Annotated in this window: 22 protein-coding genes; 19 read left to right on the forward strand and 3 right to left on the reverse strand. The window is 61.5% G+C overall.

The features are described 5' to 3' along the window. Positions 1-193: 193 nt before the first annotated feature. The 10 genes from ACIF4X_RS15270 to ACIF4X_RS15315 all read left to right on the forward strand — a co-directional run bounded on the left by ACIF4X_RS15270 (position 194) and on the right by ACIF4X_RS15315 (position 9,719). The gene (locus tag ACIF4X_RS15270; protein WP_397482772.1) at positions 194-1,081 is read left to right on the forward strand and encodes a Dyp-type peroxidase; all 888 of its coding nucleotides are present in this window, start codon (positions 194-196) and stop codon (positions 1,079-1,081) included. A gap of 10 nt (positions 1,082-1,091) precedes the next feature. Next, positions 1,092-2,057 (forward strand): Gfo/Idh/MocA family protein, encoded by a 966-nt coding sequence (locus ACIF4X_RS15275; protein ID WP_397482773.1) that lies wholly within the window; start codon positions 1,092-1,094, stop codon positions 2,055-2,057. A gap of 184 nt (positions 2,058-2,241) precedes the next feature. Continuing rightward, positions 2,242-2,994, forward strand: a complete 753-nt coding sequence (locus ACIF4X_RS15280; protein WP_397482774.1) for a GntR family transcriptional regulator — start codon at positions 2,242-2,244, stop codon at positions 2,992-2,994. Then, a complete protein-coding gene (locus ACIF4X_RS15285; RefSeq protein ID WP_160039643.1) occupies positions 2,991-4,721 on the forward strand; it encodes a fumarate reductase/succinate dehydrogenase flavoprotein subunit in 1,731 nt (576 codons plus the stop codon). The genes ACIF4X_RS15280 and ACIF4X_RS15285 overlap by 4 nt, the downstream gene beginning before the upstream one ends. Positions 4,722-4,749: 28 nt before the next feature. After that, entirely contained in the window at positions 4,750-4,995 is a 246-nt protein-coding gene (locus ACIF4X_RS15290) for a ferredoxin family protein (protein ID WP_003225615.1), read from the forward strand. 215 nt (positions 4,996-5,210) lie between these two features. After that, the gene (locus ACIF4X_RS15295; protein WP_397482775.1) at positions 5,211-6,635 is read left to right on the forward strand and encodes an ABC transporter substrate-binding protein; all 1,425 of its coding nucleotides are present in this window, start codon (positions 5,211-5,213) and stop codon (positions 6,633-6,635) included. A 222-nt stretch (positions 6,636-6,857) separates the two neighbouring features. Further along, a complete protein-coding gene (locus ACIF4X_RS15300; RefSeq protein WP_397482776.1) occupies positions 6,858-7,637 on the forward strand; it encodes an ABC transporter permease in 780 nt (259 codons plus the stop codon). Further along, complete coding sequence (locus tag ACIF4X_RS15305) at positions 7,637-8,485, forward strand: ABC transporter ATP-binding protein (RefSeq protein WP_397482777.1); 849 nt, start codon at positions 7,637-7,639, stop codon at positions 8,483-8,485. Before ACIF4X_RS15300 ends, ACIF4X_RS15305 begins: the two co-directional genes overlap by 1 nt. Then, on the forward strand, positions 8,482-9,444 hold the full coding sequence (locus tag ACIF4X_RS15310; protein ID WP_397482778.1) for a HEAT repeat domain-containing protein: 963 nt from the start codon (positions 8,482-8,484) through the stop codon (positions 9,442-9,444). Before ACIF4X_RS15305 ends, ACIF4X_RS15310 begins: the two co-directional genes overlap by 4 nt. Beyond that, positions 9,441-9,719 (forward strand): DUF971 domain-containing protein, encoded by a 279-nt coding sequence (locus tag ACIF4X_RS15315; RefSeq protein WP_397482779.1) that lies wholly within the window; start codon positions 9,441-9,443, stop codon positions 9,717-9,719. The genes ACIF4X_RS15310 and ACIF4X_RS15315 overlap by 4 nt, the downstream gene beginning before the upstream one ends. A gap of 123 nt (positions 9,720-9,842) precedes the next feature. On the opposite strand, the gene ACIF4X_RS15320 is transcribed toward ACIF4X_RS15315, so the two are convergent. From ACIF4X_RS15320 to ACIF4X_RS15330, 3 genes are all read right to left on the reverse strand, one after another. Continuing rightward, on the reverse strand, positions 9,843-11,501 hold the full coding sequence (locus tag ACIF4X_RS15320) for a phosphoethanolamine transferase (protein ID WP_397482780.1): 1,659 nt from the start codon (positions 11,499-11,501) through the stop codon (positions 9,843-9,845). A 209-nt stretch (positions 11,502-11,710) separates the two neighbouring features. Further along, on the reverse strand, positions 11,711-12,448 hold the full coding sequence (locus ACIF4X_RS15325; RefSeq protein ID WP_397482781.1) for a TorF family putative porin: 738 nt from the start codon (positions 12,446-12,448) through the stop codon (positions 11,711-11,713). A 162-nt stretch (positions 12,449-12,610) separates the two neighbouring features. Further along, positions 12,611-14,353 (reverse strand): amidohydrolase, encoded by a 1,743-nt coding sequence (locus tag ACIF4X_RS15330; RefSeq protein WP_397482782.1) that lies wholly within the window; start codon positions 14,351-14,353, stop codon positions 12,611-12,613. A 103-nt stretch (positions 14,354-14,456) separates the two neighbouring features. On the opposite strand from ACIF4X_RS15330, the gene ACIF4X_RS15335 reads away from it, so the two are divergent. From ACIF4X_RS15335 to ACIF4X_RS15375, 9 genes are all read left to right on the forward strand, one after another. Beyond that, entirely contained in the window at positions 14,457-15,374 is a 918-nt protein-coding gene (locus tag ACIF4X_RS15335) for a LysR substrate-binding domain-containing protein (protein WP_397482783.1), read from the forward strand. Between the two features lie 89 nt (positions 15,375-15,463). Next, positions 15,464-16,081: a transcriptional repressor LexA gene (gene lexA / locus ACIF4X_RS15340; protein ID WP_397482784.1), complete on the forward strand. Its 618-nt coding sequence runs from the start codon at positions 15,464-15,466 to the stop codon at positions 16,079-16,081. Further along, entirely contained in the window at positions 16,081-16,698 is a 618-nt protein-coding gene (imuA, locus tag ACIF4X_RS15345) for a translesion DNA synthesis-associated protein ImuA (RefSeq protein ID WP_095121011.1), read from the forward strand. The genes lexA and imuA overlap by 1 nt, the downstream gene beginning before the upstream one ends. 7 nt (positions 16,699-16,705) lie before the next feature. After that, on the forward strand, positions 16,706-18,121 hold the full coding sequence (locus ACIF4X_RS15350) for a Y-family DNA polymerase (RefSeq protein WP_397482785.1): 1,416 nt from the start codon (positions 16,706-16,708) through the stop codon (positions 18,119-18,121). After that, entirely contained in the window at positions 18,097-21,195 is a 3,099-nt protein-coding gene (locus ACIF4X_RS15355) for an error-prone DNA polymerase (RefSeq protein WP_397482786.1), read from the forward strand. Before ACIF4X_RS15350 ends, ACIF4X_RS15355 begins: the two co-directional genes overlap by 25 nt. Positions 21,196-21,455: 260 nt before the next feature. Then, positions 21,456-22,142, forward strand: coding sequence for a CsgG/HfaB family protein (locus ACIF4X_RS15360; protein ID WP_161986630.1), 687 nt, complete (start codon positions 21,456-21,458; stop codon positions 22,140-22,142). Between the two features lie 28 nt (positions 22,143-22,170). After that, positions 22,171-22,542 (forward strand): DUF4810 domain-containing protein, encoded by a 372-nt coding sequence (locus ACIF4X_RS15365; protein ID WP_397482787.1) that lies wholly within the window; start codon positions 22,171-22,173, stop codon positions 22,540-22,542. Then, entirely contained in the window at positions 22,539-23,198 is a 660-nt protein-coding gene (locus ACIF4X_RS15370; RefSeq protein WP_141130022.1) for a DUF799 domain-containing protein, read from the forward strand. Before ACIF4X_RS15365 ends, ACIF4X_RS15370 begins: the two co-directional genes overlap by 4 nt. Positions 23,199-23,501: 303 nt before the next feature. After that, positions 23,502-24,191, forward strand: coding sequence for a GntR family transcriptional regulator (locus ACIF4X_RS15375; protein WP_397482788.1), 690 nt, complete (start codon positions 23,502-23,504; stop codon positions 24,189-24,191). Positions 24,192-24,291: the final 100 nt, after the last annotated feature.

Raw genomic sequence — 24,291 nt, forward strand, 5'->3', positions numbered from 1 at the left:
CGACTTGAACTTGCAGATCGTTACGGCAGGTAAGAAGATCTAAAACCGTCCACCATGTCTCCGAACATGTGTCCACCATGTCTCCGGTACATACAGGGAGAGGGCTAGGGTGAGGGGCTTTTGACTTCCATCCAAACCCACACAAACCCTCCGGCCACAGGTAAACTCCCGCGCACTTTCCCAAGGAGTTCACATGAGTTACTACCAGCCGGGCATTCTCGCCACCCCAGTTCCTGCACAAGCACGTCACCTGTTTTTCGCCCTGGAATCAGTTGCAGCACTGCCGCAGGCGATCGACAACCTGATGAATCAGGTGGACGGCCAGTCGGCGGTGGTCGGTTTTGGTGAATCCCTGGTCAAGGCCCTCAACGTACAGATCGATGGCCTGCGCAGCTTCCCGGCCATGAGCGGCGTTGGCGTAGAAAACCCGTCGACCCAACACGCACTGTGGGTGTGGCTGCACGGCGTCGACCGTGGTGAACTGCTCAACCGTTGCAACGCCCTCGAAGCCGCTCTGGCCCCGGCCCTGCGTCTGGTCGAGATGCAGGAAGCCTTTCGCCACAAGGACGGCCACGACCTGACCGGCTACGAAGACGGCACCGAAAACCCGCACGACGAAGCCGCCATCGCTGCCGCCCTGCAAAGTGCCGGCACTGACGGCATGGTCGGGGGCAGTTTCGCCGCGATCCAGCAATGGCAGCACGACCTCAAGGGTTTCCACAAACTCTCGGCCGACGACAAAGACAACATCATGGGCCGTCGCCTCAGCGATAACGAAGAGATCGACGACGCGCCAGTCTCCGCCCACGTCAAACGCACCGCGCAGGAAAGCTTTGCGCCAGAAGCGTTCGTCGTGCGTCGCTCGATGCCGTGGATCGAAGGTGATCGCGCCGGTTTGATGTTCCTCGCCTTCGGTTTCTCGCTGGATGCTTTCGAAGCACAACTGCGGCGCATGAGCGGTCTGGAAGACGGCATCACTGATGGTCTGTATCGCATCAGTCGGCCGATCACCGGCGGCTACTACTGGTGCCCGCCGCTCAAGGACGGTCATCTCGATCTGCGCGCCTTGCGCATCGGCTAAAGGAACAGACATGAACGTGGTGCGATGGGGCATGATCGGGTGTGGCAGCGTCGCTGAACGCAAGAGCGGGCCGGCCTTTTACATGGCGCCCGGCTCGGCGTTGGAGGCGGTGATGGGCCGACGCCTCGAAGCCGTGACCGACTACGCCGCGCGCCACGGCATCGCCCGCGTTTACACCGACGTCGATGCGCTGATCAACGATCCCGAGGTGGACGCGGTGTACATCGCCACGCCGCCCGACAGCCACCACGCCTACAGCCTGAAAGTCGCCGCTGCCGGCAAACATTGTTGCGTGGAAAAACCCATGGCGCTGCATGCCGGGCAAAGCCGCGAAATGCAGCAAGCGTTTGCCGAGGCGGGTTTGCATCTGTTCGTTTCCTACTACCGCCGTTCGTTGCCGCGCTTTGCGCAGGTGCGGCAATGGTTGGAGGAGGGGCGCATTGGTGACGTGCGGCATTTGAGCTGGACGCTGACCAAGGCACCGTCGCCGGCGGATCTGGACGGTCGCGACAATTGGCGCACGGATCCTGCAGTGGCCGGTGGTGGTTACTTTGCTGATCTAGCCAGTCATGGCTTTGATCTGTTCCAGTACTTGCTTGGAGACATCGTTGAAGTGGCCGGATTCACGGCGCGTCAGGCTGGCTTGTATGAGGCGGAAGATGCCGTCAGCGCCAGTTGGCGGTTTGCTTCAGGCGCGCTGGGCATGGGCTGCTGGAGTTTTGTGGCGGATCGGCGTGAGGATCGCGTCGAGATCATCGGCAGCCTTGGTCGGATCGGTTTTTCCGTATTCGATGAGCATCCCGTGCAGCTGCATGCCGATGAACACATCAGCCTGGAGATCCCCCATCACGAGCATATTCAATGGCATCACGTGCTGGGTATGAATGCGCATATTCGTGGTGATTCACAACACCCTGCAGTCGCCGAGCAAGCGCTCAAGACTGACTGGGTCATGGATCAGATCCTCAAACGTTAAGATCAAAAGATCGCAGCCTTCGGCAGCTCCTACAGGGGATCGCGGTCTCATGTAGGAGCTGCCGAAGGCTGCGATCTTTTGATCTCCAACACCGAATCTAACCTTATGCCCATTCGGTATTTCTCAACCTTGTCATAACAACTCTATGATCACGTCATAACTCGTTATAACAAGTGATCCCGCGATGACCGATAACGTTCTCTCTCTCAGTAGCGTTCCTCTGCACACCCAACTGCGCGACGTGCTCCGCGCCCGAATCCTCGACGGGGAATACCCGCAAGACAGCCAGATGCCCTCCGAAAGCGAGCTTGGTGCGCTGTTCAAAGTCAGCCGCATCACCGTGCGTCAGGCGCTCGGCGATCTGCAAAAGGAAGGGCTGATCTTCAAGATCCACGGCAAAGGCACCTTCGTCGCCAAGCCGAAAACCTTTCAGAACGTCAGCAGCCTGCAAGGCCTCGCCGAGTCGATGACCGGGCGTGGCTACGAAGTGATCAACCGCCTGCGCAGCTTCAAATTCATCCCGGCTGACAAGCGCGTCGCCGAGCGTTTGCAGGTTGCCGAGGGTGAAATCGTCGCGCAGATCAAACGCGTACGCCTGATCAACCGTGAGCCGATCTCGCTGGAAATCACCTACCTGCCCAAAGCCGTCGGCGAGCGCCTCGAGAAGGCTGATCTGGTCACCCGCGACATCTTCCTGATCCTCGAAAACGACTGCGGCATCGCCCTCGGCCACGCCGATCTGGCCATCGACGCGGTGCTCGCCGACAGCGACCTGACCCTGGCGCTGAACGTCGAAGCCGGCTCGCCGATCATGCGCATCGAACGTCTGACCCACGACGCGCAAGGCCAGCCGCTGGACTTCGAACACCTTTACTACCGTGGCGATGCGTTCCAGTACCGCCTGCGGATCGACCGGCAAAAAGGGGAGCAGGCATGACCCGCAACGTTCTCGAACAGGAATACGACATCGTCGTCATCGGCGGCGGCACTGCCGGGCCGATGGCGGCCATCAAGGCCAAGGAAAAGAACCGCGACTTGCGCGTGTTGCTGGTCGACAAGGCCAACGTCAAACGCAGCGGCGCGATCAGCATGGGCATGGACGGCTTGAACAACGCGATCATTCCCGGCCACTCGACGCCTGAGCAATACACCAAGGAAATCACCATCGCCAACGACGGCATCGTCAATCAGGCCGCCGTTTACGCCTACGCAACCCACAGCTTCGAAACCATCGAACAGCTCGACCGTTGGGGCGTGAAGTTCGAGAAGGACGAGACCGGCGATTACGCGGTGAAAAAAGTCCACCACATGGGGGCCTACGTGTTGCCGATGCCGGAAGGGCACGACATCAAAAAAGTCCTCTATCGCCAGTTGAAACGTGCGCGGGTGAGCATCACCAATCGCCTCGTCTGCACGCGGTTGCTGACCGACGCGGAGGGTACCGTCAACGGTGTGATGGGTTTCGATTGCCGCACCGCTGATTTCCACGTGATCAAAGCCAAAGCGGTGATCCTCGCCTGCGGTGCTGCCGGGCGCCTTGGTCTGCCGTCGTCGGGCTACCTGATGGGCACCTACGAAAACCCGACCAATGCCGGCGACGGCTACGCGATGGCCTATCACGCCGGCGCCGAACTGGCCAACCTCGAGTGCTTCCAGATCAACCCGCTGATCAAGGATTACAACGGCCCGGCCTGCGCCTACGTCACCGGCCCGCTGGGTGGCTACACCGCCAACAACAAGGGCGAACGCTTCATCGAGTGCGACTACTGGAGCGGGCAGATGATGTGGGAGTTCCACCAGGAACTGGAAAGCGGCAACGGCCCGGTGTTCCTCAAACTCGATCACTTGGCCGAAGAAACCATCCAGAACATCGAGGAAATCCTGCACAGCAACGAACGCCCGAGTCGCGGCCAGTTCCACGCCAATCGCGGCACCGACTACCGCACGCAAATGGTCGAAATGCACATCTCCGAAATCGGTTTTTGCAGCGGCCACTCGGCGTCCGGCGTTTGGGTCAACGAGCGGGCCGAGACGTCGGTGAAAGGTTTGTATTCGGCGGGTGACATGGCTGCCGTGCCGCACAACTACATGCTCGGCGCCTTCACCTACGGCTGGTTCGCCGGGCACAACGCCGCCGATTTTGTTGCCGGACGCGAGTTTTCCGCGCTGGATGCCGAGCAGATCGAAAAGGAAAAAGCCCGAGTCTACGCACCGCTGGATCGCGAACACGGCCTGCCGCCAGCGCAGGTCGAGTACAAGCTGCGACGCTTCGTCAACGATTACCTGCAACCGCCGAAAGTCACCAAGAAGATGCAGATCGGCCTGCAACGGTTCAGCGACATCGAACGCGATCTTGAGCAGATGAAAGCCAACAACGCCCACGAACTGATGCGCGCGATGGAAACCAGCGTGATCCGCGACTGCGCCGAAATGGCCGCCCGCGCCTCGTTGTTCCGCGCCGAAAGCCGCTGGGGTCTGTACCACTATCGCGTCGATCACCCGCAGCGCAACGACAGCGAGTGGTTCTGCCATTGCCATCTGAAGAAGGGCGAGGACGGCCAGATGACCAGTTTCAAGAAAGCCGTCGAGCCCTACATCATCCCGCTCGATGCCGAGGAAATGCAGGCCTACGACCGTTTGCGGGTCGGCGCATTTGCCGCTTGATACATCAATAAATCAAAGAGTCCGAACCATGGCCTATCAAGCTCAGGAAATCTTCTTCCGCTCCAACGCCCCCGTCACCGTGGACGAGGACAAATGCATCGCCGAAAAGGGCTGCACCGTGTGTGTCGACGTTTGCCCGATGGACTTGCTGGCGATCAATCCGGCGACGCAGAAGGCCTATATGGCGTTCGATGAATGCTGGTACTGCATGCCGTGCGAGAAGGATTGCCCGACGGGTGCCGTGAAAGTCGACATCCCCTACCTCCTGCGTTGATTGAAAGGGCCTCATCGCTGGCAAGCCAGCTCCCACAGGTTTTGCGGGTGTTTGCAAGATCTATGTCCGAACAAAAATCCCTGTGGGAGCTGGCTTGCCAGCGATGAGGCCGGCCCAGACAACCCAAAGCCATCCGACAACCCCGGACGCTGGATTCACCGAAAACCCCTCGTTTCCCACCGCGCCCTGATCGCGGCGGAGACGAACTCAAATAAATGATTCGAGGGGAAACACTCATGTTGCGTGCAGCAATCGCCGGTCTGGTACTGGCTTCGTTCGCTTTGTCGGCCTCGGCCGAAACCATCCGCATCGCCATCGGCACCCAGGACACCACCATCAACTGCGCCGCCGGCGGGCTGTTGATTCGTGAACTCGGCCTGCTCGACAAATACCTGCCCCACGACGGCGCCTATAAAGACGCCCAGTACGACGTGCAATGGAAGAACTTCACCAGCGGCGCGCCACTGACCAACGAGATGGTCGCCGGCAAACTCGACTTCGGCGCCATGGCCGATTTCCCCGGTGCGTTCAACGGTGTTGCGTTCGAAACCGCCGGCAAGCACAGCCTGTTCATCAGCGTGTTGTCGGGCAGCATCAAGGGCAGCGGCAACGGCATCGTCGTGCCGAGCGCGTCCGGCGTGCAGTCGCTCAGCGAACTCAAGGGCAAGACCATTTCTGTGCCATTCGCTTCTACCGCGCACGGCATGTTGCTGCGTGCCGTGGCGGCGCAGGGCTGGGATCCGCTCAAGGACGTCAACATCATCGCCCAGCCACCGGAAGTCGCAGGCTCTGCGCTACAGGCCGGCAAGATCGATGCTCACGCCGATTTCGTGCCGTTCGCCGAACTGTTCCCGAGCCGTGGTTTCGCGCGCAAGATTTATGACGGCGCCCAGGCCAATGCGCCGACGTTCCATGGTGCGCTGGTGGATCAGGCGTATGCGAAGAAGTATCCGGAAATCGTCGTCGCCTATTTGCGGGCGAGCATCGAGGCCAATCAACTGTTGGCCGCTGAGCCGGAGAAGTACAGCGAACTGATCGCCAAAGTCACCGGCGTCGACGCCGAAGTGAATTACCTGTTCCACGGCCCGCTCGGTGTGCAGACCCGCGACCTGAGCTGGAAGCCGGAATATCGCCAGGCAGTCGGCACGGCTATCGATACGTTGAAGCTGCTGAAGAAGGCTGATCGCGGACTCGATCTGAATACCTTTGTCGACGATCAGTACATTCGTGCGGCGTTCAAGGCGTCGGGGCTGGATTACACGGCGCAACTGGCCAATTACGCGCAGACGCCGTTGCAGGCTGCGGATGCGGCGACAGGGAAAGCGATTACTGACGTTAGCCATGTTGCCGAGATTTGGGTGCGGGGCGAGGGCAAGGTGCGCCAATACGCGTCGGCGGAAGAAGCCTTTACTGCGCTGGCTGCTTTGAAGCAGGAAGGCAAAAACGTCCGTGCCGTGTATGCACAGGCCAGTGATAGCGGGATCAAGTTGCTCGCGGAGCAGGCTTGGTTTGCCAGTGACGCCAAGGGTCGCCTGAGTGCGTTTCTACTCAAGGGTCAGGCCCAGCAATATGCCTCGGCGCAGGGCGGCAAAGTCTTTGATTTCACCGATGCCACTACCCAATCCGTCGCTGCGCGATAAAAACAGATCAAAAGCCCCTCACCCTAGCCCTCTCCCGGAGGGAGAGGGGACTGACCGTGGTGTTTGGGCGAGGTACGCCGACCTGAAATACCGAGCCGAACTCAGGCTTGAAAGGCATGAAGATCGGCTCCCTTTCCCCCTCGCCCCCCTTGGGGGGAGAGGGCTGGGGTGAGGGGGATAAATCCAAGCCACAACACAGATCCAGAACTGGAAACCCGCTCCATGAAAACACCCATCCGCTGGACATCAAGAGTCGTATCCTTGCTGCTCTGCCTGCTGTTCTGGCAACTCGCCGCCAGCCACCACTGGAACCTCGGCCTCGTCACCTTCGCCAACGTGCCAACCCCCTTGGCCGTCATCGAAGCCGCACTCGGTTTGGGCGACTCCGGCAAGCTCCTGCAACACCTGACCGCCAGCCTCAGCCGCGTCTTCGCCGGTTACCTCACTGCGCTAGTCATTGGCATCGCTCTCGGTCTGGCCATCGGCCGCTCGAAATGGGCCGAAGACCTGCTGCTGCCACCGCTCGAAGTCCTGCGCCCGATCCCCGCCGTGGCATGGATCCCGCTGGCGATCCTGATGTTCCCGTCCTCCGAACTGTCGATGGTCTTCATCACCTTCACCGGTGCACTGTTCCCGATCCTGCTCAACACCGTGCACGGCGTCGAAGGCGTCGACCCACGCCTGATCGCCTCAGCGAAAAGCCTCGGGGCAGGGCGCCGCGCGATCCTGCTGGAAGTGATTCTGCCTGGCGCGGCGCCAAGCATCATCACCGGCCTGGCGATCGGCATGGGCACTTCGTGGTTCTGTCTGGTCACGGCGGAAATGATCTCCGGCCAGTTCGGCATCGGTTACTACACCTGGGAGTCCTACACCATTCAGAACTACGCCGACATCGTCGTCGGCATGCTGCTGATTGGCGTATTGGGCATGGGCAGCAGTCTGCTGATCAAACGCCTGGGCGGGTTGTTCACGCCGTGGCATCGACCGCGAGGAAAAGCCTGATGAGCGTGATGCAAACCCCGGAAGGGCGGATCGACATTCGCCAACTGTCCATCGTCCTCGGCGCAGGGCGTGAAGCGTTCGAAGCGGTGCGCGAACTCGATTGCCAGATTGAACCGGGCCAGTTCGTGTGCATTCTCGGCCCGTCCGGTTGCGGCAAGTCGACTTTGCTCGGTGCTCTGGCCGGGCATCTGCAAGCGCACACCGGTAGCCTGAAAGTCGATGGCGCCGCGGTGTCCGGGCCGTCACCGCAGCGCGGCATGGTGTTCCAGCACCACACGCTGTTTCCGTGGCGCACGGTGCGTGACAACGTCGCTTTCGGCCTGAAGATGCGCGGCATCGGCAAAGCTGAACGGCATCGCGCCGCTGACGACATTCTCAAACTGGTCGGCCTCGACGGCTTTGCCGAGCGCTGGCCCGATCAACTTTCCGGGGGCATGCAGCAACGGGTGGAAATCGCCCGGGTGCTGGTCAATCGCCCGAGCCTGTTGCTGATGGATGAGCCGTTCGGCGCACTGGATGCCTTGACCCGGCTGAACATGCAAGAGCTGCTGCTGGACATCTGGACGCGCATCCGCACCACGGTAGTGTTCGTCACTCACGACATCGACGAGGCGCTGTTCCTCGCCGACCGCTTACTGGTGATGAGCGCCAGGCCGGGGCGAATCATCGAAGACTTGCGCCTGGACTTCGCCCGACCGCGCACCAGCGATCTGGTCACCAGCCCCGAGTTTTCCCGCCTCAAACGCCACTGCCTCGACCTGCTGCGCCACGACAACGACCGACCGCTGCCGCGCCTCAATCCGCTCGGCCTGCCTCCCGAAAACCCTTTGCCGCGATTTGCCCTATGACTTCTATTTTTGCTGTGACCGATAACCAAGACATTCTCGATCTGCAACCGCGTCTGACCGCTGAGGACGCTGGCGTACGACGCATTGCCCTGATTGATCTGGCGGACCTGGAAGAGCCGGATGGCTTGCTCTGGCTGGTTGATCGTCTGAGGCAAGATCCCGCTGAAGAAGTCCGCGCCGAAGCCGCACGGTTACTGGAAGCCTGGGAAGATGAGGCAGTCGTGCAAGCTTTGTGTGAAGCCTTGACCGACCCGTCGCCCGCCGTGCAATCGGCCGCCGCGCAGAGCCTGAGCTTGCTCAAAACGGAAGCGGCGGGGCAGGTGATTTTGCCGTGGACCGATCACGCCGACGTCAGCGTGCGTATCGCCGCATTCCGTGCCTTGCGTGAGTTGCGTTTCGCCGACGCCGCGCCGGCTGCAGCTTTGGCGCTGAACGATGCCGACGCCAACGTCCGTCGCGAAGCCGTCGGCGTGCTCGGCTGGCTCAAGCAACTCGACGCTTTGCCCGCTCTGGCACGATTGGCCAGCGCTGACCCCGACACCGAAGTACGCCGTGCTGCGACTGGCGCTTTGGGCCTGGCCTCCAGCGCCGAAGTGTTGCCAGCCCTGCGCCAGGCCTTGCAGGACGACGCCTGGCAAGTGCGCGAAGAAGCTGCGACGACCTTGGGCAAGGTCGGCCACCTTGACGCTGGCTCTGCACTGGTCGAAGCCTTGAGCGATGACTACTGGCAAGTGCGCCTGCGCGCCACTCGCAGCCTGGGTCGTCTGCGTTTCGCACCGGCGCTGGACGCTTTGATCGACGCCCTCGGCCATCGCATCAGCAACCTGCGCAAGGAAGCCGCGCTGGCCTTGGGCGAGTTGAACGATCGCGGCGCCGTGGCCGCGTTGCAGGCCGCGCAGGATGACGGCGACCCGGAAGTGCGCAAAGCCGTGCGCATCGCCTTGAGTCAGTTGCAATGAATCCGCTGTCGGTGGGGAACTCGCAAAGCGAAGGCACTCTGCGCTTGAGCTGGCCGGACGGCCGCGAACAACAGCTCAACCACGCCGAACTGCGCCGCCAGTGCCCGTGCTCGCAGTGTCGCGCGTTTCGCCTGCGCGGTTCGACACCATTGGTCGATGACCGCGTGCGCCTGATCGAACTCAACCCCCAGGGCTACGGCGTGCAACTGGTGTTCAGCGACGGCCACCAGCGCGGCATTTACCCGTGGGCCTACCTGGCAAACCTCACCCCCTGAGAGCACCATTTACCCTGTGGGAGCTGGCTTGCCAGCGATGGCGGCTTGTCAGTCAACACAGACACCGGATGTGCCGGCCTCATCGCTGGCAAGCCAGCTCCCACAGGGATCTTCAGTGTCTGGTTATTTCGTGGCAGTCATCGGAGGCCGGCAGCCATGGAAAATATCCAGCCCCGGCTGATACACCGACGTCCTCACCTCAAACAACCCCAGCACCGAGTGAAACAGGTTGTCATGGCTCAGATCCGCCTGCCCGGTCTTGCCTTGCAGGCAGCCGCGATCAATCCCTTCGCTGGCGAGCGTGCCATTGCCAAACCACATCACCATTGGCACATGGGTCTGCGCTTCAGGTGCCAGCGCATACGGCGCCGCGTGCAGATACAAGCCGTTCTCGCCCAGCGATTCACCGTGGTCGGAGACATACACCATCGAGGTATCCAGCGAGTCCTGATTGCGCTTGAGCAGTTCGATGACCTTGGCGAGGAAGTGATCGGTGTAGAGGATGGTGTTGTCGTACACGTTGACCAGTTCATCGCGGCTGCAACTGCCCAGTTGATTGGTGTGGCAGATCGGTTTGAAGCGCTCCATGTCTTGCGGATAGCGCTCGTAGTATTCCGGGCCGTGGCTGCCGTCGGCGTGCAAAACGATGATCGCGTGGCCCTTGAGGCTGTCGATGTAGCTTTGCAGATCGGCCAGCAGCGCCTCGTCGAGGCAGTTGTTGCCATCGCAGAACGGCCCCGGCTGGTGCTTCGAAATATCGCGATGCGGCACGCGCAGGCAGGTGCCTTTGCAGTCGCTGTTGTTGTCCAGCCACAGCACCTGCACGCCAGCGCGCTGGAGGATGTCGAGCAGGCCTTCGTAGGTTTTGCCTTTCTTGTCGCTGTAATCCTCGCGCGGGAACATCGAGAACATGCATGGCACCGACACCGCCGTCGACGTGCCGCAGGAATGCACCTGAGTGAAATTGAGGATGTCCAGTTTGCTCAGTTCGGGATTGGTCTCGCGTTCATAGCCGTTCAGCGAGAAGTGATCGGCACGGGCGGTTTCACCGACCACAAACACCATCAGCGATTTCTTCTCGCGGCTGGCAGCCTTGGCGCTCATCACCGCGTCTTCGCCAATGGCCTGCACCACAAAGTGCTTTTTGATGCCCAGGCGTTGCTTGGTGTACTTACTGATCGCGTAGATGTAGTTGGTCGGGTTGATGAAGTGGGTGAGCTTGTCTTCTTCGCGAAAGATCGGCGCGTAGGTCGAATAGAACGCGCCCACCGACGCGGCGATCACCAGCACGCAGGCGACGATCACCAGCACCTTGTTGAGCAGACCGCGAAAGAACGGCCGATAACTGACAGGCCAACGCCAGATCAACGCCGCTGGCAACACACCGAGCAACAGCAGGTAAGCCAGCAGCTTGCCGTTGAACAGCGCGGTGGCTTCGGCGGGGTTGGTTTCGAAGACGTTCTGAATCATCACCGTGTCGATGGTGATGCCGTATTCGTTCATGAAATACGCGGCGCACGCCGAGAGCAGGGCGACCACGGTGAGTACCGGTTTCAACGTCCAGCGAAACGACACCAGGGTCAGCAGCAGGGTGATCGCGGCCCAAAGAAACAGCCCGAACGAAGCAAAGAACGCTACTTTGTGCGCGCCTTGCAGGGTGATCAGCGTACCCAGCGCCTTCCAGGTCGCCAGGTTGTACAACGCCACCAGCGCCAGGGAAAACAGCAGCACCAGTCGGGTAGGAGTGATGGACGGTAAACGCAGTCCGTTGCCCAAAGCCATGTCAAACATTCCTCTACATGAATAGAAAACCACGCGGTTGCGCGGGTAACTGTAGAAGAACATTAGTAAAAAATTCGTAAACATCCTGTAACAAGTCTGCACGCCATCCCTGTAGGAGCTGCCGCAGGCTGCGATCTTTTGATCTTGATCCTTAAAAACAACATCAAAAGATCGCAGCCTGCGGCAGCTCCTACAGGGGGCGTGGGAGGTCAGAAAGATTTGCTGACGCTGGCCACGACGGTGGCGGTGCAGACGTCTTTGAAACCCCAATTGCTCAGGCATTGGGTTTGGGAGAGATCGGTGTCGATGTAGCTCAGGCCCAGTACCACGCCGGCGAGGTTGTGGGTGACTTTGACTTCCCATTCGCGGTACGACTCTTCGGCATTGCCGGACGCCGAGTACAAATGCGGATCCTTGAAATCCATATTGCCATAGCGCAGCTTCAAGCCCGAGTCGTAAGGCAACTCGGTTTCATAACCGATGTAGCTGTACAGCGAACTCTGCTTGCTATCGATCCCCGGCGCATCGCTGGAGTAATACGCCGCCAGTTTCACCCCATACACCCCAAGAATCCCGTAGACCTCGCTCTGGTTGAACTGGCTTTCCCTGGGGTAGGCGTACTTGATGTAACCCAGATCGAGGCTGACAGCCTCGGTCGCCTGCCACAGCCAACCGCCGTAGTAATCGACTTCCTGACGGGTTTTCAGGCCGCCACCGAAATCGACGTTGGAACTCCACGCGCCAAGGTACAGGCCGCTGCTGTGGGCGAGGGTCAGGCCGGCCTGTACGGCAGGGTCGTTTTGCGTTTGCGAGATGCCGCGAGTGCGGTAGTCGCTGGCCAGATTCAGGTCGACCAATACGGCGAAGTCGTCGTTCAGAGGGATTGCTTGGCTGCACAACGGCAGCACACTGAAAAAACTCAGGGCGAACAGGGGCAAGGCTTTCATGTGAAGTCCCGGTGTTGTGATTGTTATGGGGGCAGGAGGTAAACCTGTAGGAGCTGCCGAAGGTTCGGGCCGCGATCGGACGATCTTTTGATCTTGGTTTTTTAAAATCAAAGTCAAAAGATCGCAGCCTGCGGCAGCTCCTACATGGGGGAGATTTTGTTGTTATTGGGTGGCGGTATAGACCTGACGGCCGCCGAACCAGGTCTGCAGCACCTGGGTGTCATGCAGGGCTTTGTTGTCGACGCTGAACACGTCGCGGTCGAGCACGATAAAGTCCGCCTGCTTGCCCGGCGTCAGCGAACCGATCTGCTTCTCCAGGCCAATCGTGCGCGCCGCATTGACCGTGTAGGCGTAGAACATGGTGTCGCGGTCCAGACGCTCGTCGGCATTGAGCACGCCCAACGGGCCAACGCGGGTGATCGCCTGCGCCATGGCGTTGAACGGGTTCGGCGTCGACACCGGCCAGTCACTGGCGCCGGCAATCGTCGCGCCCTGTTTCAGCAGCGAATGCGCCGGGTACTGGTAGCGAAAGGCGAGGGCGCTGACGTAGGGCTTGATCATGTCGGTGGTGTAGTCGTCGGCACTGGCCCACAGCAGTTGCATTGAGGCGATCACGTTTAGCGGCTTGAAGCGGGCGAACTCTTTCGGGTTGACCATTTGCAGGTGAGTGATCGAATGGGTCACGCCGCTCTGGCGATCCTTGCGTGCCTGGGCGATGCCGTTCAGTGACTCACGCACCGCGCGGTCGCCGATCGCGTGGATGTGCACCAGCCAGCCGCGCTGGTCGATGGCGCTGACCAGTTCGCCGAAATGCTGCGGATCGATCAGCAATTCGCCCTGTTTGTGCGAGTTGCTGTACGGGTCGATCATCGCCGCGCTCTGTGCCGGGAATTCAATCACGCCGTCGGCAAAAATCTTGATCCCGGGCAGGGTCAGGTTGGGAATGCCCTGAAATTGCTGGCGCACCTTGTCCAGCGTGTCGAGGTCGGCGGGCACGCTTTTCGGGTTGGCCACCAGCAGCGCCGCGACGTGCACGCTCATGTCGCCGCTTTCCGACAGGGCTTTATAGGCCGGCAGCACGCCGACGGTTTTCTCGGTCGGTTTGAGCGCGAACACCGCTTCGCCCGGTGCAGCGTTGGCGGCCGGGTCCATCCACGCGGTGATGCCGAGGCTGTTGTTGTAGCGCACCGCTGATTTCGCCGCGTTCAACATGTCGGCAGGGCTCGGCACCGGCATTTTCGAGGCGACCCGGTCCCAACCGGCGTCGACCACAAAACCGTTCGGCTCGCCGCTCGCCAGTTTACCGAGGGTGTCTTTTTCCGCGTCGGGCAGGGTTTTCAGCAGGGCTGCATCGATGCCGGCGCGCTTGAGCATCACATTGTTGGCCCACGCCGTGTGGTGGTCGCTACCGATGAACACCACCGGCACATCGGCCCATTCGCCGCTGTTGAAGGTGTTGCCCAAGGCCTCGGCCTGCGCCCAGTAAGCCGAGCTCATGCCGGCAATGCTCAGCACATCGCCGTGTTTCGCCTTGCCGTCTTCGCGCCAGTCGCGCAGGCGTTTTTGCAGTTCATCGAGGCCGACGACTTCGTCTTCCATGTTCGCCGAGACCATTTCCAGTCCACCGAAAATCGCGTGGGAATGGCTGTCGATCAGGCCGGGCATCAGCGCTTTGCCCTTGAGGTCGATGACTTGGGTGCCGGGTTCGATCAAGGCTTTCATCTGTGCGTCGGTGCCGACTTTCAGCACTTTGCCGTTCTCCACGGCCAGCGCTTGCACCTTCGGTTGCGCGCGGTCAGCAGTGAAAATCTTGCCGTTGAACAGGATCAGATCGGCGGCGGCCATGGCTTCCATCGAGGCAAAACTTACGGCAAGTACCAACAGCTTCGGGATGAATCTTTTCATTGAAGATTTCCTTGTTATTGCGTCTGATGGCCAGATTAGTGGCTGGCGATGGCCGACAGAACGCCTCCCTCACGAAAAACGTTTTTGCCTGAATGGAAAAAGCATGGACAAGTTGGGTGCATTGAAAATGTTCGTGGTCACCGCGCAACTCGGCAGCTTCAGCCGCGCCGCCGAACAGTTGGGCAAGACCCCGTCGGCGCTGACCAAAGCGGTCAATCACCTGGAATCGGAGCTGGGTGCGCGGCTGTTCGAGCGCAGCACGCGGCGGATCTTGCTGACCGAAATCGGCCGGGTCTACCTGGAAACCGCGCGGCTGGTGTTGCAGCGGCTGGACGAGGCCAGCGAAGAAATCGAGCAGTTGCAGCACGGCTTGCGCGGCAGCCTGAAAATCACCGCGCCACTGGCGTATGGACGGGCGTTTCTCGATCAGGTGTGTGACGGTTTTTTGCAGCAATACCCGCAGATCAGCCTGCAAGTGGACCTGTGCGATGCCTTCGTCAATCTGCTGGAAAGTGGCTACGACCTGGCATTGCGCGAAGGTCACGATGATTTGCCGGGGCTGATTGCGCGGGTGGTTGGCAGCAATCGTCTGGCCCTGTGCGGCAGCCCCGAGTATCTGGCGCGCAAGGGCTTGCCGGTGAATCCGCAGACGCTTGAGCAGCATGAATGGCTGCTTTATCAACACCCGTTGCTTAGCCGCGAATTCTGGTGGGCCGAGCGCGACGGGCAGCGTTTGAGCCTCGCGCAACCGGCGAATCCGCTGTTGCGCAGCGACAATTACGATTTGTTGCTGGCCAGCGCCCTGGCCGGACGCGGTTTGCTGCACACGCCGCTGTGGAGCGCCGCGCCGTACATTGCCGACGGGCGACTGGTGCGGGTCATGGCTGATTACGAGATCGATCCGGATACCTTTGGCCCGCACATTCTGGCGGTGTATCCGAGTCATCGGCGGGCCACGGCGAAGGTCGTTGCCTTCATCGATTACATCGCCGCATTTCTCGCAGACCGCGGCCTTGGCTAACTTGATCGTTCCCACGCGGAGCGTGGGAACGATCAACGTAGGGTGGGCCGACCTGCGGCGCTTGTCAGGAAAATCCTACAGGAGTACAAATGTACTCCATGACGAACCTGACTCCCCGCCGTACCGCCATTCTGACTTTTATCCGCGATCGCATCGCCGAACACGGTCAGCCCCCAAGCCTCGCTGAAATCAGCGAGGCTTTTGGTTTTGCCTCGCGCAGCGTGGCGCGCAAGCACGTGCTGGCGCTCTCTGAAGCCGGGTTTATCGAGGTCAATCCGCATCAGGCCCGGGGCATTCGCCTGCTCGGGCAACCGCCGCGCCCGGAGCTGCTCGACATCCCTGTGCTCGGCCGCGTCGCTGCCGGTGCGCCGATTGGCGCCGATGCCGACATCCATAGCCGCTTGCTGCTTGACCCGGCGCTGTTCTCCCGCACACCCGATTACATGCTGCGGGTGCAGGGCGATTCGATGATCGAGGACGGCATTCTCGACGGTGATCTGGTCGGCGTGCGGCGCAATCCCGAAGCACTCAACGGCCAGATCGTCGTGGCGCGGCTCGACGGTGAAGTCACCATCAAACGCTTCGAACGGGTTGGCGATGAAGTGCGGCTGTTGCCGCGCAACCCGGCGTACCAGCCGATTGTCGTGCGCGACGATCAGGATCTGGCCATCGAGGGAGTGTTCTGCGGTCTGGTGAGGCAAGGCTGATGGGCGCCGTCGTTGCGTTGGATACGCTGTTCAATGGCGGCCAGGTCTGGAAGGGCCGGCCTGCGCCGCCGGCCGCCAGTCCGCAACCCACCGGGCATGCGGCGCTGGACGCGGCACTGCCCAGCGGTGGCTGGCCGGAAGCGGCACTGAGCGAAATCCTTTTGGCCGGCCCCGGTGTCGGCGAACTGCAACTGGTCTGGCCGACGCTGGCGCGGTTGTCGGCGGCGGGCGAGCGCATCGTGCTGGTGGCGCCGCCATTCGTGCCGTACCCGCAGGCGTGGGAGAACGCCGGGGTCGATTTGCGTCAGTTGTCGGTGATCCAGGCCAGCGAGCGCGATGCCTTGTGGGCGGCCGAACAGTGCTTGCGTTCGGGCAGTTGCGGCGCGGTGCTGTGCTGGCCGCACAAGGCCGATGATCGCGCGTTGCGCCGTTTGCAAGTGGCGGCGGAAACCGGCCAGACCCTGGCATTCGCGTGGCGCCCGTTGAGTGAAGCGGTCAACCCGTCACCGGCGGCGTTGCGCATTGCCATTGATGCCAAACCCGCGCAGTTGCGCGTGCTCAAGTGCCGTGGCGGTTTGGCGCGTGCGGCACCGATTGCCTTTGCCGTGGGGCACTGAGGTCGCCATGCGCTGGGTGTGTATCCTGTTTCCGCAATTGGCCCTCGACGCCGTGCTGCGTCAGCGCCCCGATCCCGATGAGCCGTTGGTGCTGCTCAACGGCCCGGCCCAGCGCCGGGTGCTGCAAGCGGTCAACCCGGCGGCGCGCAAACTCGGTTTGCGCCCGGGCCAGTCGATGACCGCTGCCCAGGCCATGAGCAAAGGTTTTGCCACCGCTGACTACGAGGCTGCCGAGGTCGAACATTGGCAGCAATTTCTCGCCGCGTGGGCCTACCGTTTCAGCGCGCAAGTCAGCGTGCATTACCCGCGCACCGTGGTCTTCGAGATCGAGTCCAGCCTTGGGCTGTTTGGATCCTGGGCGCAGTTCGAAGCACGACTGCGCAAGGAACTGACCGATCTGGGCTTTCGCCATCGCATCGTTGCCGCGCCGAATCCGGTGGCGGCGCGGGTGCTGGCCAACGCCTATGACGGCTTGGTGGTGCCGGACGGCGAGGCATTGCAGCATCACCTCGGTCAGTTGCCTGTCGACCGTGTCGGTCTGGAACCGAGCGTGGCCACGGCGTTGTCGCGCATGGGCTTGCGCAATCTGAATCAAGTGCAGAGCCTGCCGCGTCAGGCGCTGGCGCGGCGCTTCGAAGCGCAGATGCTCAAACACCTCGACACCTTGTTCGGTGCCCGGCCATTGGCGCTGGCGTTCTACCTTCCGCCGGATCGTTTTGATGTGCGCATCGAACTGAATTTCGACGTGCAGTCGCATCAGGCCTTGCTGTTCCCGTTACGCCGTTTGACCGGTGACCTGTCGGCGTTCCTCTGCGGGCGTGACAGCGGCGTACAACGTTTCGACCTGCATCTGGAACACGCCGGGCTGCCGGACAGCGTGATCAAAGTCGGTTTGCTCAGCGCCGAACGTGATCCGGCGATGCTTTTCGAACTGGCGCGCGGGCGGCTGGAACAGGTGCAAGTCGAGGCGCCCGTGCGCGGTTTTCGTCTGCGCGCCGAGGACCTGCCGAGTTTCGTCCCGCAGTTTCAGGAACTGTTCGATGACCGTCCGCAGCAGACCTTGCCGTGGGAGCAGTTGCGCGAACGCCTGCGCGCCCGCTTGGGTGATGACGCCGTGCAGGGGCTGCGCTTTCAGGCCGATCATCGTCCGGAGTGCGCGTGGCAGCACGGCGTCGACAAACAACGCTGCGCAGGCTTGCCGAGCGTGCACCGCCCAGGCTGGTTACTCGGCGAGCCGCAAAGCGTGGCGGAAGGTTCGGCGCGGATTTTGATGGGCCCGGAGCGGATCGAATCCGGCTGGTGGGACGGCGACGATGTGCGCCGCGATTATTACCTGATCCAGAACCGCGCCGGCCAACAGGGCTGGGCTTATCGGGCGGTGGGTGAGGGCGGTCCGTTGTGGCTGCAGGGCTGGTTTGCATGAGCGACGGTTATGCCGAACTGCACTGTTTGTCGAACTTCAGTTTCCAGCGCGGAGCGTCCAGTGCGCTGGAACTGTTTCAGCGCGCAAAAAAGCACGGTTATCAAGCACTGGCGATCACCGATGAGTGCACGCTGGCCGGGATCGTTCGCGCCTGGCAAGCGGCGAAGTCCGTTGAGCTGCCGCTGATCATCGGCAGTGAAGTGCGCATTGAAAACGGCCCGAAACTGGTGCTGCTGGTGGAGAACCTGGCGGGTTATCAGGCCCTGTGCGGCTTGATCACCCGTGCGCGGCGGCGCACGCAAAAAGGCCAGTATCAAGTGCTGCGCGAGGACTTCGCCGAGCCGCTACCGGGGTTGCTGGTGTTGTGGGTGCCGGACTCGCTTGATCAGGTGGACGAGGGCCGTTGGCTGCGCCAGACCTTCGGCGAACGCCTGTGGCTGGCGGTGCAACTGCATCGTGGCCAGGACGATCAGCAGCGGTTGGCGGCATTGCTGAGTCTGGCCGCCGAGTTGCAGATTCCTGCTGTGGCCAGCGGCGATGTGCACATGCACGCCCGTGGCCGGCGCGCCTTGCAGGACACCATGACCGCTATCCGCCATCACGTCCCGGTGGCCGAAGCCGGGCTGCGTTTGCACCCCAATGGCGAGCGACATTTGCGCAGCGTCGAGGTGTTGCGCGAGTTGTATCCGCAGACCTTGCTGGATGAGTCGGTGAAGCTGGCCCGGCGCTGCACCTTCGATCTGGGCGAGTTGCGTTATCAATACCCCAAAGAGCTGGTGCCCGAGGGGCACAGCGCCAGTTCCTGGCTGAGGCAACTGACCAAGGAAGGCATCGCCTGGCGCTGGAAGAAAGGTGCGCCCTTCAAGGTGCTGAGGCAGATCAATAAAGAGCTGAAGCTGATCGCCGAACTCGGCTACGAAAGTTATTTCCTCACCGTACACGACGTGGTGCGCTTTGCCCGTGAGCAAAAAATCCTCTGTCAGGGCCGTGGTTCGGCAGCCAACTCGGCGGTGTGCTTTGCCTTGGGCATCACCGAGATCGACCCGGATCGCACCACGCTGCTGTTCGAACGCTTCATGTCCAGGGAGCGCAACGAACCGCCGGATATCGACGTCGACTTCGAACATGAACGCCGCGAAGAAGTCCTGCAATACGTGTTCCGTCGCTATGGCCGCCGTCGCGCAGCACTGACCGCAGTGGTCAGCACTTACCACGCTGCCGGCGCCGTACGCGATGTGGCCAAAGCCCTGGGTCTGCCGCCGGATCAGATCAACGCACTGGCCGATTGCTGCGGCCACTGGAGCGATGAAACCCCGCCGGTCGCGCGTCTGCTGGAAGGTGGTTTCGACCCCGACAGCCCGGTGTTGCGCCGAGTGCTGAGCCTGACCGGGCAGTTGATCGGCTTCCCCCGGCATCTGTCGCAACACCCCGGCGGTTTCGTGATTTCCGAGCAGCCGCTGGACACGCTGGTGCCGGTGGAGAACGCCGCCATGGCCGAGCGTACGATCATCCAGTGGGACAAAGACGACCTCGACGCGGTCGGCCTGCTCAAGGTGGATATCCTCGCCCTCGGTATGCTCAGCGCAATCCGTCGCTGCTTTGACTTGTTGCGCCGTCACCGCAATCAGGATCTGAGCCTGGCGACGATCCCGGCCGAAGACAAACCGACCTACGAGATGATCAGCCGCGCCGACACCATCGGCGTGTTCCAGATCGAATCCCGCGCGCAGATGTCGATGCTGCCGCGCCTGAAACCGGCGAAGTTCTATGACTTGGTGATCGAAGTGGCCATCGTCCGCCCGGGGCCGATTCAGGGCGGAATGGTCCATCCGTATCTGCGGCGTCGGAACAAGGAAGAAGAGGAAACCTACCCGTCGCCAGAACTCAAGGTTGTCCTGGAAAGAACCCTCGGCGTGCCGCTGTTTCAAGAACAAGTGATGCAGATCGCCATTGTCGCTGCTGATTACAGTCCCGGCGAGGCCGATCAGTTGCGCCGCTCCATGGCGGCGTGGAAACGCCACGGCGGACTCGAACCGCACAAGGAGCGACTCGCCGCCGGCATGAAGAAAAACGGCTACACGCCGGAGTTCGCCGCGCAGATTTTCGAGCAGATCAAGGGCTTCGGCAGCTACGGCTTCCCCGAATCCCACGCCGCCAGTTTCGCCTTGCTGACTTACGCCAGTTGCTGGCTCAAGTGCCACGAACCGGCGGCGTTCGCCTGTGCGCTGATCAACAGCTGGCCGATGGGCTTCTACAGTCCGGACCAGATTCTCCAGGACGCACGCCGCCATCAATTGCAGATCCGCCCGGTCGACGTGCGCGCCAGCGACTGGGATTGCAGCCTGGAAACCACCACGGCTGCGCAACCGGCGATTCGCATGGGCCTGCGCATGATCAAGGGCTTTCGTGAAGACGACGCCCGGCGCATCGAGGCGGCGCGCGCGCGCGGGGCGTTTGCCGATGTCGCCGACCTCGGCGAACGGGCGGCGCTCGACAGTCGGGCACAGGCGCTGCTGGCCGATTCCGGGGCGTTGCGCGGCCTGGCCGGACATCGTCATCGGGCGCGCTGGGAAGTGGCCGGGGTGCAGAAACAGCTGGGCCTGTTTGCCGGGTTGCCGAGTCAGGAGGAGGCGGAAGTGGTGCTGCCCAAACCCAGTGTCGGCGAGGATCTTCACGCTGATTACAGCACGGTCGGTACGACGCTGGGACCGCATCCGCTGGCGCTGTTACGCGGTGAACTCAAAGCCCGGCGCTGTCGCAGTTCGCAGGAATTGCTTGAAGTCGAACACGGCCGGCCGGTGAGCGTCGCCGGGTTGGTGACAGGGCGCCAACGACCGGGCACCGCCAGCGGGGTGACCTTCGTCACTCTGGAAGACGAGTTCGGCAACGTCAACGTGGTGGTCTGGCGTGATCTGGCCGAGCGTCAGCGGCAAGTGCTGGTCGGTTCGCAATTGCTCAAGGTCGATGGCCGCTGGGAGCGCGAAGGCGAAGTGCGTCACCTGATCGCCGGCCGCCTGAGCGACCTCAGCCCGTTGCTCAATGGCATTCGCGTACAGAGCCGCGATTTCCATTAGCGCGCTCTGATCTGAGAGTTCCCACGCTCTGCGTGGTCACGCCTCCCGTGACGCTCCGCGTCACAGCGGACGCGGAGCGTCCGTGGCTGCATTCCCACGCAGAGCGTGGGAACGATCCAGTCCAGAACAGCCAATTCACTGGCGTCAAAAAAGCCTGTCGCGAATGATGGCACTTTGTCATAATGCCGCCCCTTTTCAGCTCCCGCCGCGCATTGCCGCGTCGGGACATCCCCGTTTTTCAAAAGGAATATTCAGTGAGAATGATCTCCCGGATGCTGGTTTCAGGCGTCGCGATTGCTGTGCTCGGCACGATTGCCGGCACACTCGCCGGTTGCGCCACCGAAAGCTCCCGCGCGCTGCCGGTGGCCAAGGTAGAAAGCGCCACACAAGTCTGGACCGGCGTTCGCGTGCCAATGGCCGTGGGCAAGTTCGACAACCGCTCCAGCTACATGCGCGGAATCTTCTCCGACGGCGTCGACCGTCTCGGCGGCCAGGCCAAGACCATCCTCATCACCCACTTGCAGCAGACCAATCGCTTCAGCGTGCTGGATCGCGACAACATGGGTGAAATCCAGCAGGAAGCGGCTATTAAAGGTCAAGCCCAACGCTTGAAAGGCGCTGATTATGTGGTCACCGGTGACGTCACCGAGTTCGGCCGCAAAGAGACCGGCGATCACCAATTGTTCGGCATCCTCGGACGTGGCAAGACTCAAGTCGCCTACGCCAAGGTCAACCTGAACATCGTCAACATCAGCACCTCCGAAGTGGTGTATTCGACCCAGGGCGCCGGCGAATACGCCTTGTCCAACCGCGAAATCATCGGCTTCGGCGGCACCGCTGCCTACGACTCCACCCTCAACGGCAAAGTACTGGATCTGGCCATGCGCGAGGCGATCAATCGTCTGGTGGATGGCATGAACGCCGGTGCCTGGAAACCGGGCAACTGATCGACGCCCATTGCAAGGAGCAACACCCATGAATCTGACTTTGTCGCGCGCGCTGATGGCGCTGACGCTGGCCGCCAGCGCCTTGCTGGCCGGTTGTGCCTCCGGCCCGCAAACCCTGTACCAGTGGGAAGGCTACGAGCCCCAGGTCTACGAATACTTCAAAGGCGAAGAGCCGAAAGAAGCCCAGGCCGAAGCACTGGAACGTGACCTGCAGAAAATCCGCTCCACCGGCAAAGCGGTACCGCCGGGTTACCACGCGCACCTTGGCCTGCTCTATCTGAGCATGGGCAAGGACGACCAGATGGTGCAGCAGTTCAAAACCGAGAAAACCCTGTTCCCCGAGTCTGGGACGTACATGGATTTCCTGCTCAAAAACGCCAAGAGCGGAGACGCGAAATGATCGCGCGCACCTTGAAACTGCTGGCCGCCGGTCTGGCCCTGACCGTGCTGGGTGGCTGCGTTGCGCCCAAGACCGTGGATTACTCGGCCTACAAACAGGCGCGGCCGAAAACCATTCTGGTGCTGCCACCGCTGAACACTTCGCCGGATGTGAAGGCGTCGTACAGCCTGTTGTCGCAGGTGACCTTCCCACTGGCCGAAGCCGGTTACTACGTGCTGCCGATTGCGCTGGTTGACGAGACGTTCCGCCAGAACGGTCTGACCACCCCGGACGATATTCATCAGGCACCGCCGAGCAAACTGAAGGAGATCTTCGGTGCGGACGCGGCGCTGTACATCACCGTGACCGAGTACGGCACGCGTTACATGGTGATCAGCAGCGAAACGGCAGTGACCGCGACGGCGAAACTGGTCGACCTGAAAAGCGGCACGACGCTGTGGACCGGTTCGGCCCGGGCGTCGAGCGAAGAGGGCGGCAACAACGGCGGTGGCGGTCTGATCGGCATGCTGATCACGGCGGCTGTGAAGCAGGTCATCAACAGCGCCACCGATGCCGGCTACCCGATTGCCGGTGTGGCAAGCAATCGTCTGCTCTCGGCCGGACATCGTGCAGGCCTGCTGTACGGCCCACGCTCGCCGAAGTACGGCACGGACTGAGTCCGGTAATGATCGTTCCCACGCTCTGCGTGGGAACGCATCCCGAGACGCTCCGCGTCTCAGTGGACGCAGAGCGTCCATAGCGGCATTCCTTTGCTGCGCGTGGAACGATCAAATGTAGGCGTGAGCCTGCTCACCGTCCCCCCTGCTGCTTGTATCCCTGCTCGCAACGAGCAGACAGGTAGAGCGACGCTTGCCCCCATGGGTGATCCGCAATCAACGTGCAATCAAGACCCTGCATCTCGAAGCGGAAGGCTATATCCTGCGTGACACTCAGTTGCTCGACGTTAAAGGAGTGCCCAAATGACCGAAAAGAAACCGGAAACCACGGTCGACCGCGTCTACCAAGGGGTTTACGAGGCGATCAGCAAGCGTTCGCTGCGCCCGGGGATGAAACTGGGTGAGGCCTCGCTGGCCGAATTATTCAATGTCAGCCGCACGTCGGTGCGCGCCGCGTTGAAGCAATTGGAGGCCGATGGACTGGTTACCACCGAGCCCAATAAAGGTGCATCGGTGTCGCTGCCGAGCAACGAAGAGATCCGTTCGCTGTTCGAAACCCGTCGGCTGATCGAGATCGGCATCGTCACTGAACTGTGCCGGCGCAAGGACACTGCAGCGATGCAGGATTTGCGCGAACACCTGCTGCTGGAAGACGAGGCGCATGCTGCCGGTGACCACGAACGGCTGATTCACCTGCTCGGCGAGTTCCACATCAAACTGGCGCGCAGCCTGAATAATCCGGTGCTGCTCGACTGGTTCCAGAAGCTGATTTCCCGTGCCTCGCTGTACGCCGCAGCACTGGACGACGACAGTCATGAAGTGTGTCGCGACGACGAGCATCTGCGCCTGATCGAATACATCGAGGCGGGCAATCAGAGCGCGGCCATCGAGCTGACCTGCATGCATTTGAACGGCATCGAGAAGGCCATTCTCGACGTCGCCGCAAAGATGAAAACTGGCTACCATCCGCTCAAACACTTGATCGGGGTGTGAGTTTCGGCCGAGCGTGAAATCGGCTATACCTCAGATGAAACCATTGCGAATGGAGACGCTCGAAACAGACGGGCGTCGCGTTGCGCTGGCGCGGCAATTT

Source organism: Pseudomonas sp. NPDC085632 (genome assembly GCF_044541255.1).
Taxonomy (GTDB): domain Bacteria; phylum Pseudomonadota; class Gammaproteobacteria; order Pseudomonadales; family Pseudomonadaceae; genus Aquipseudomonas.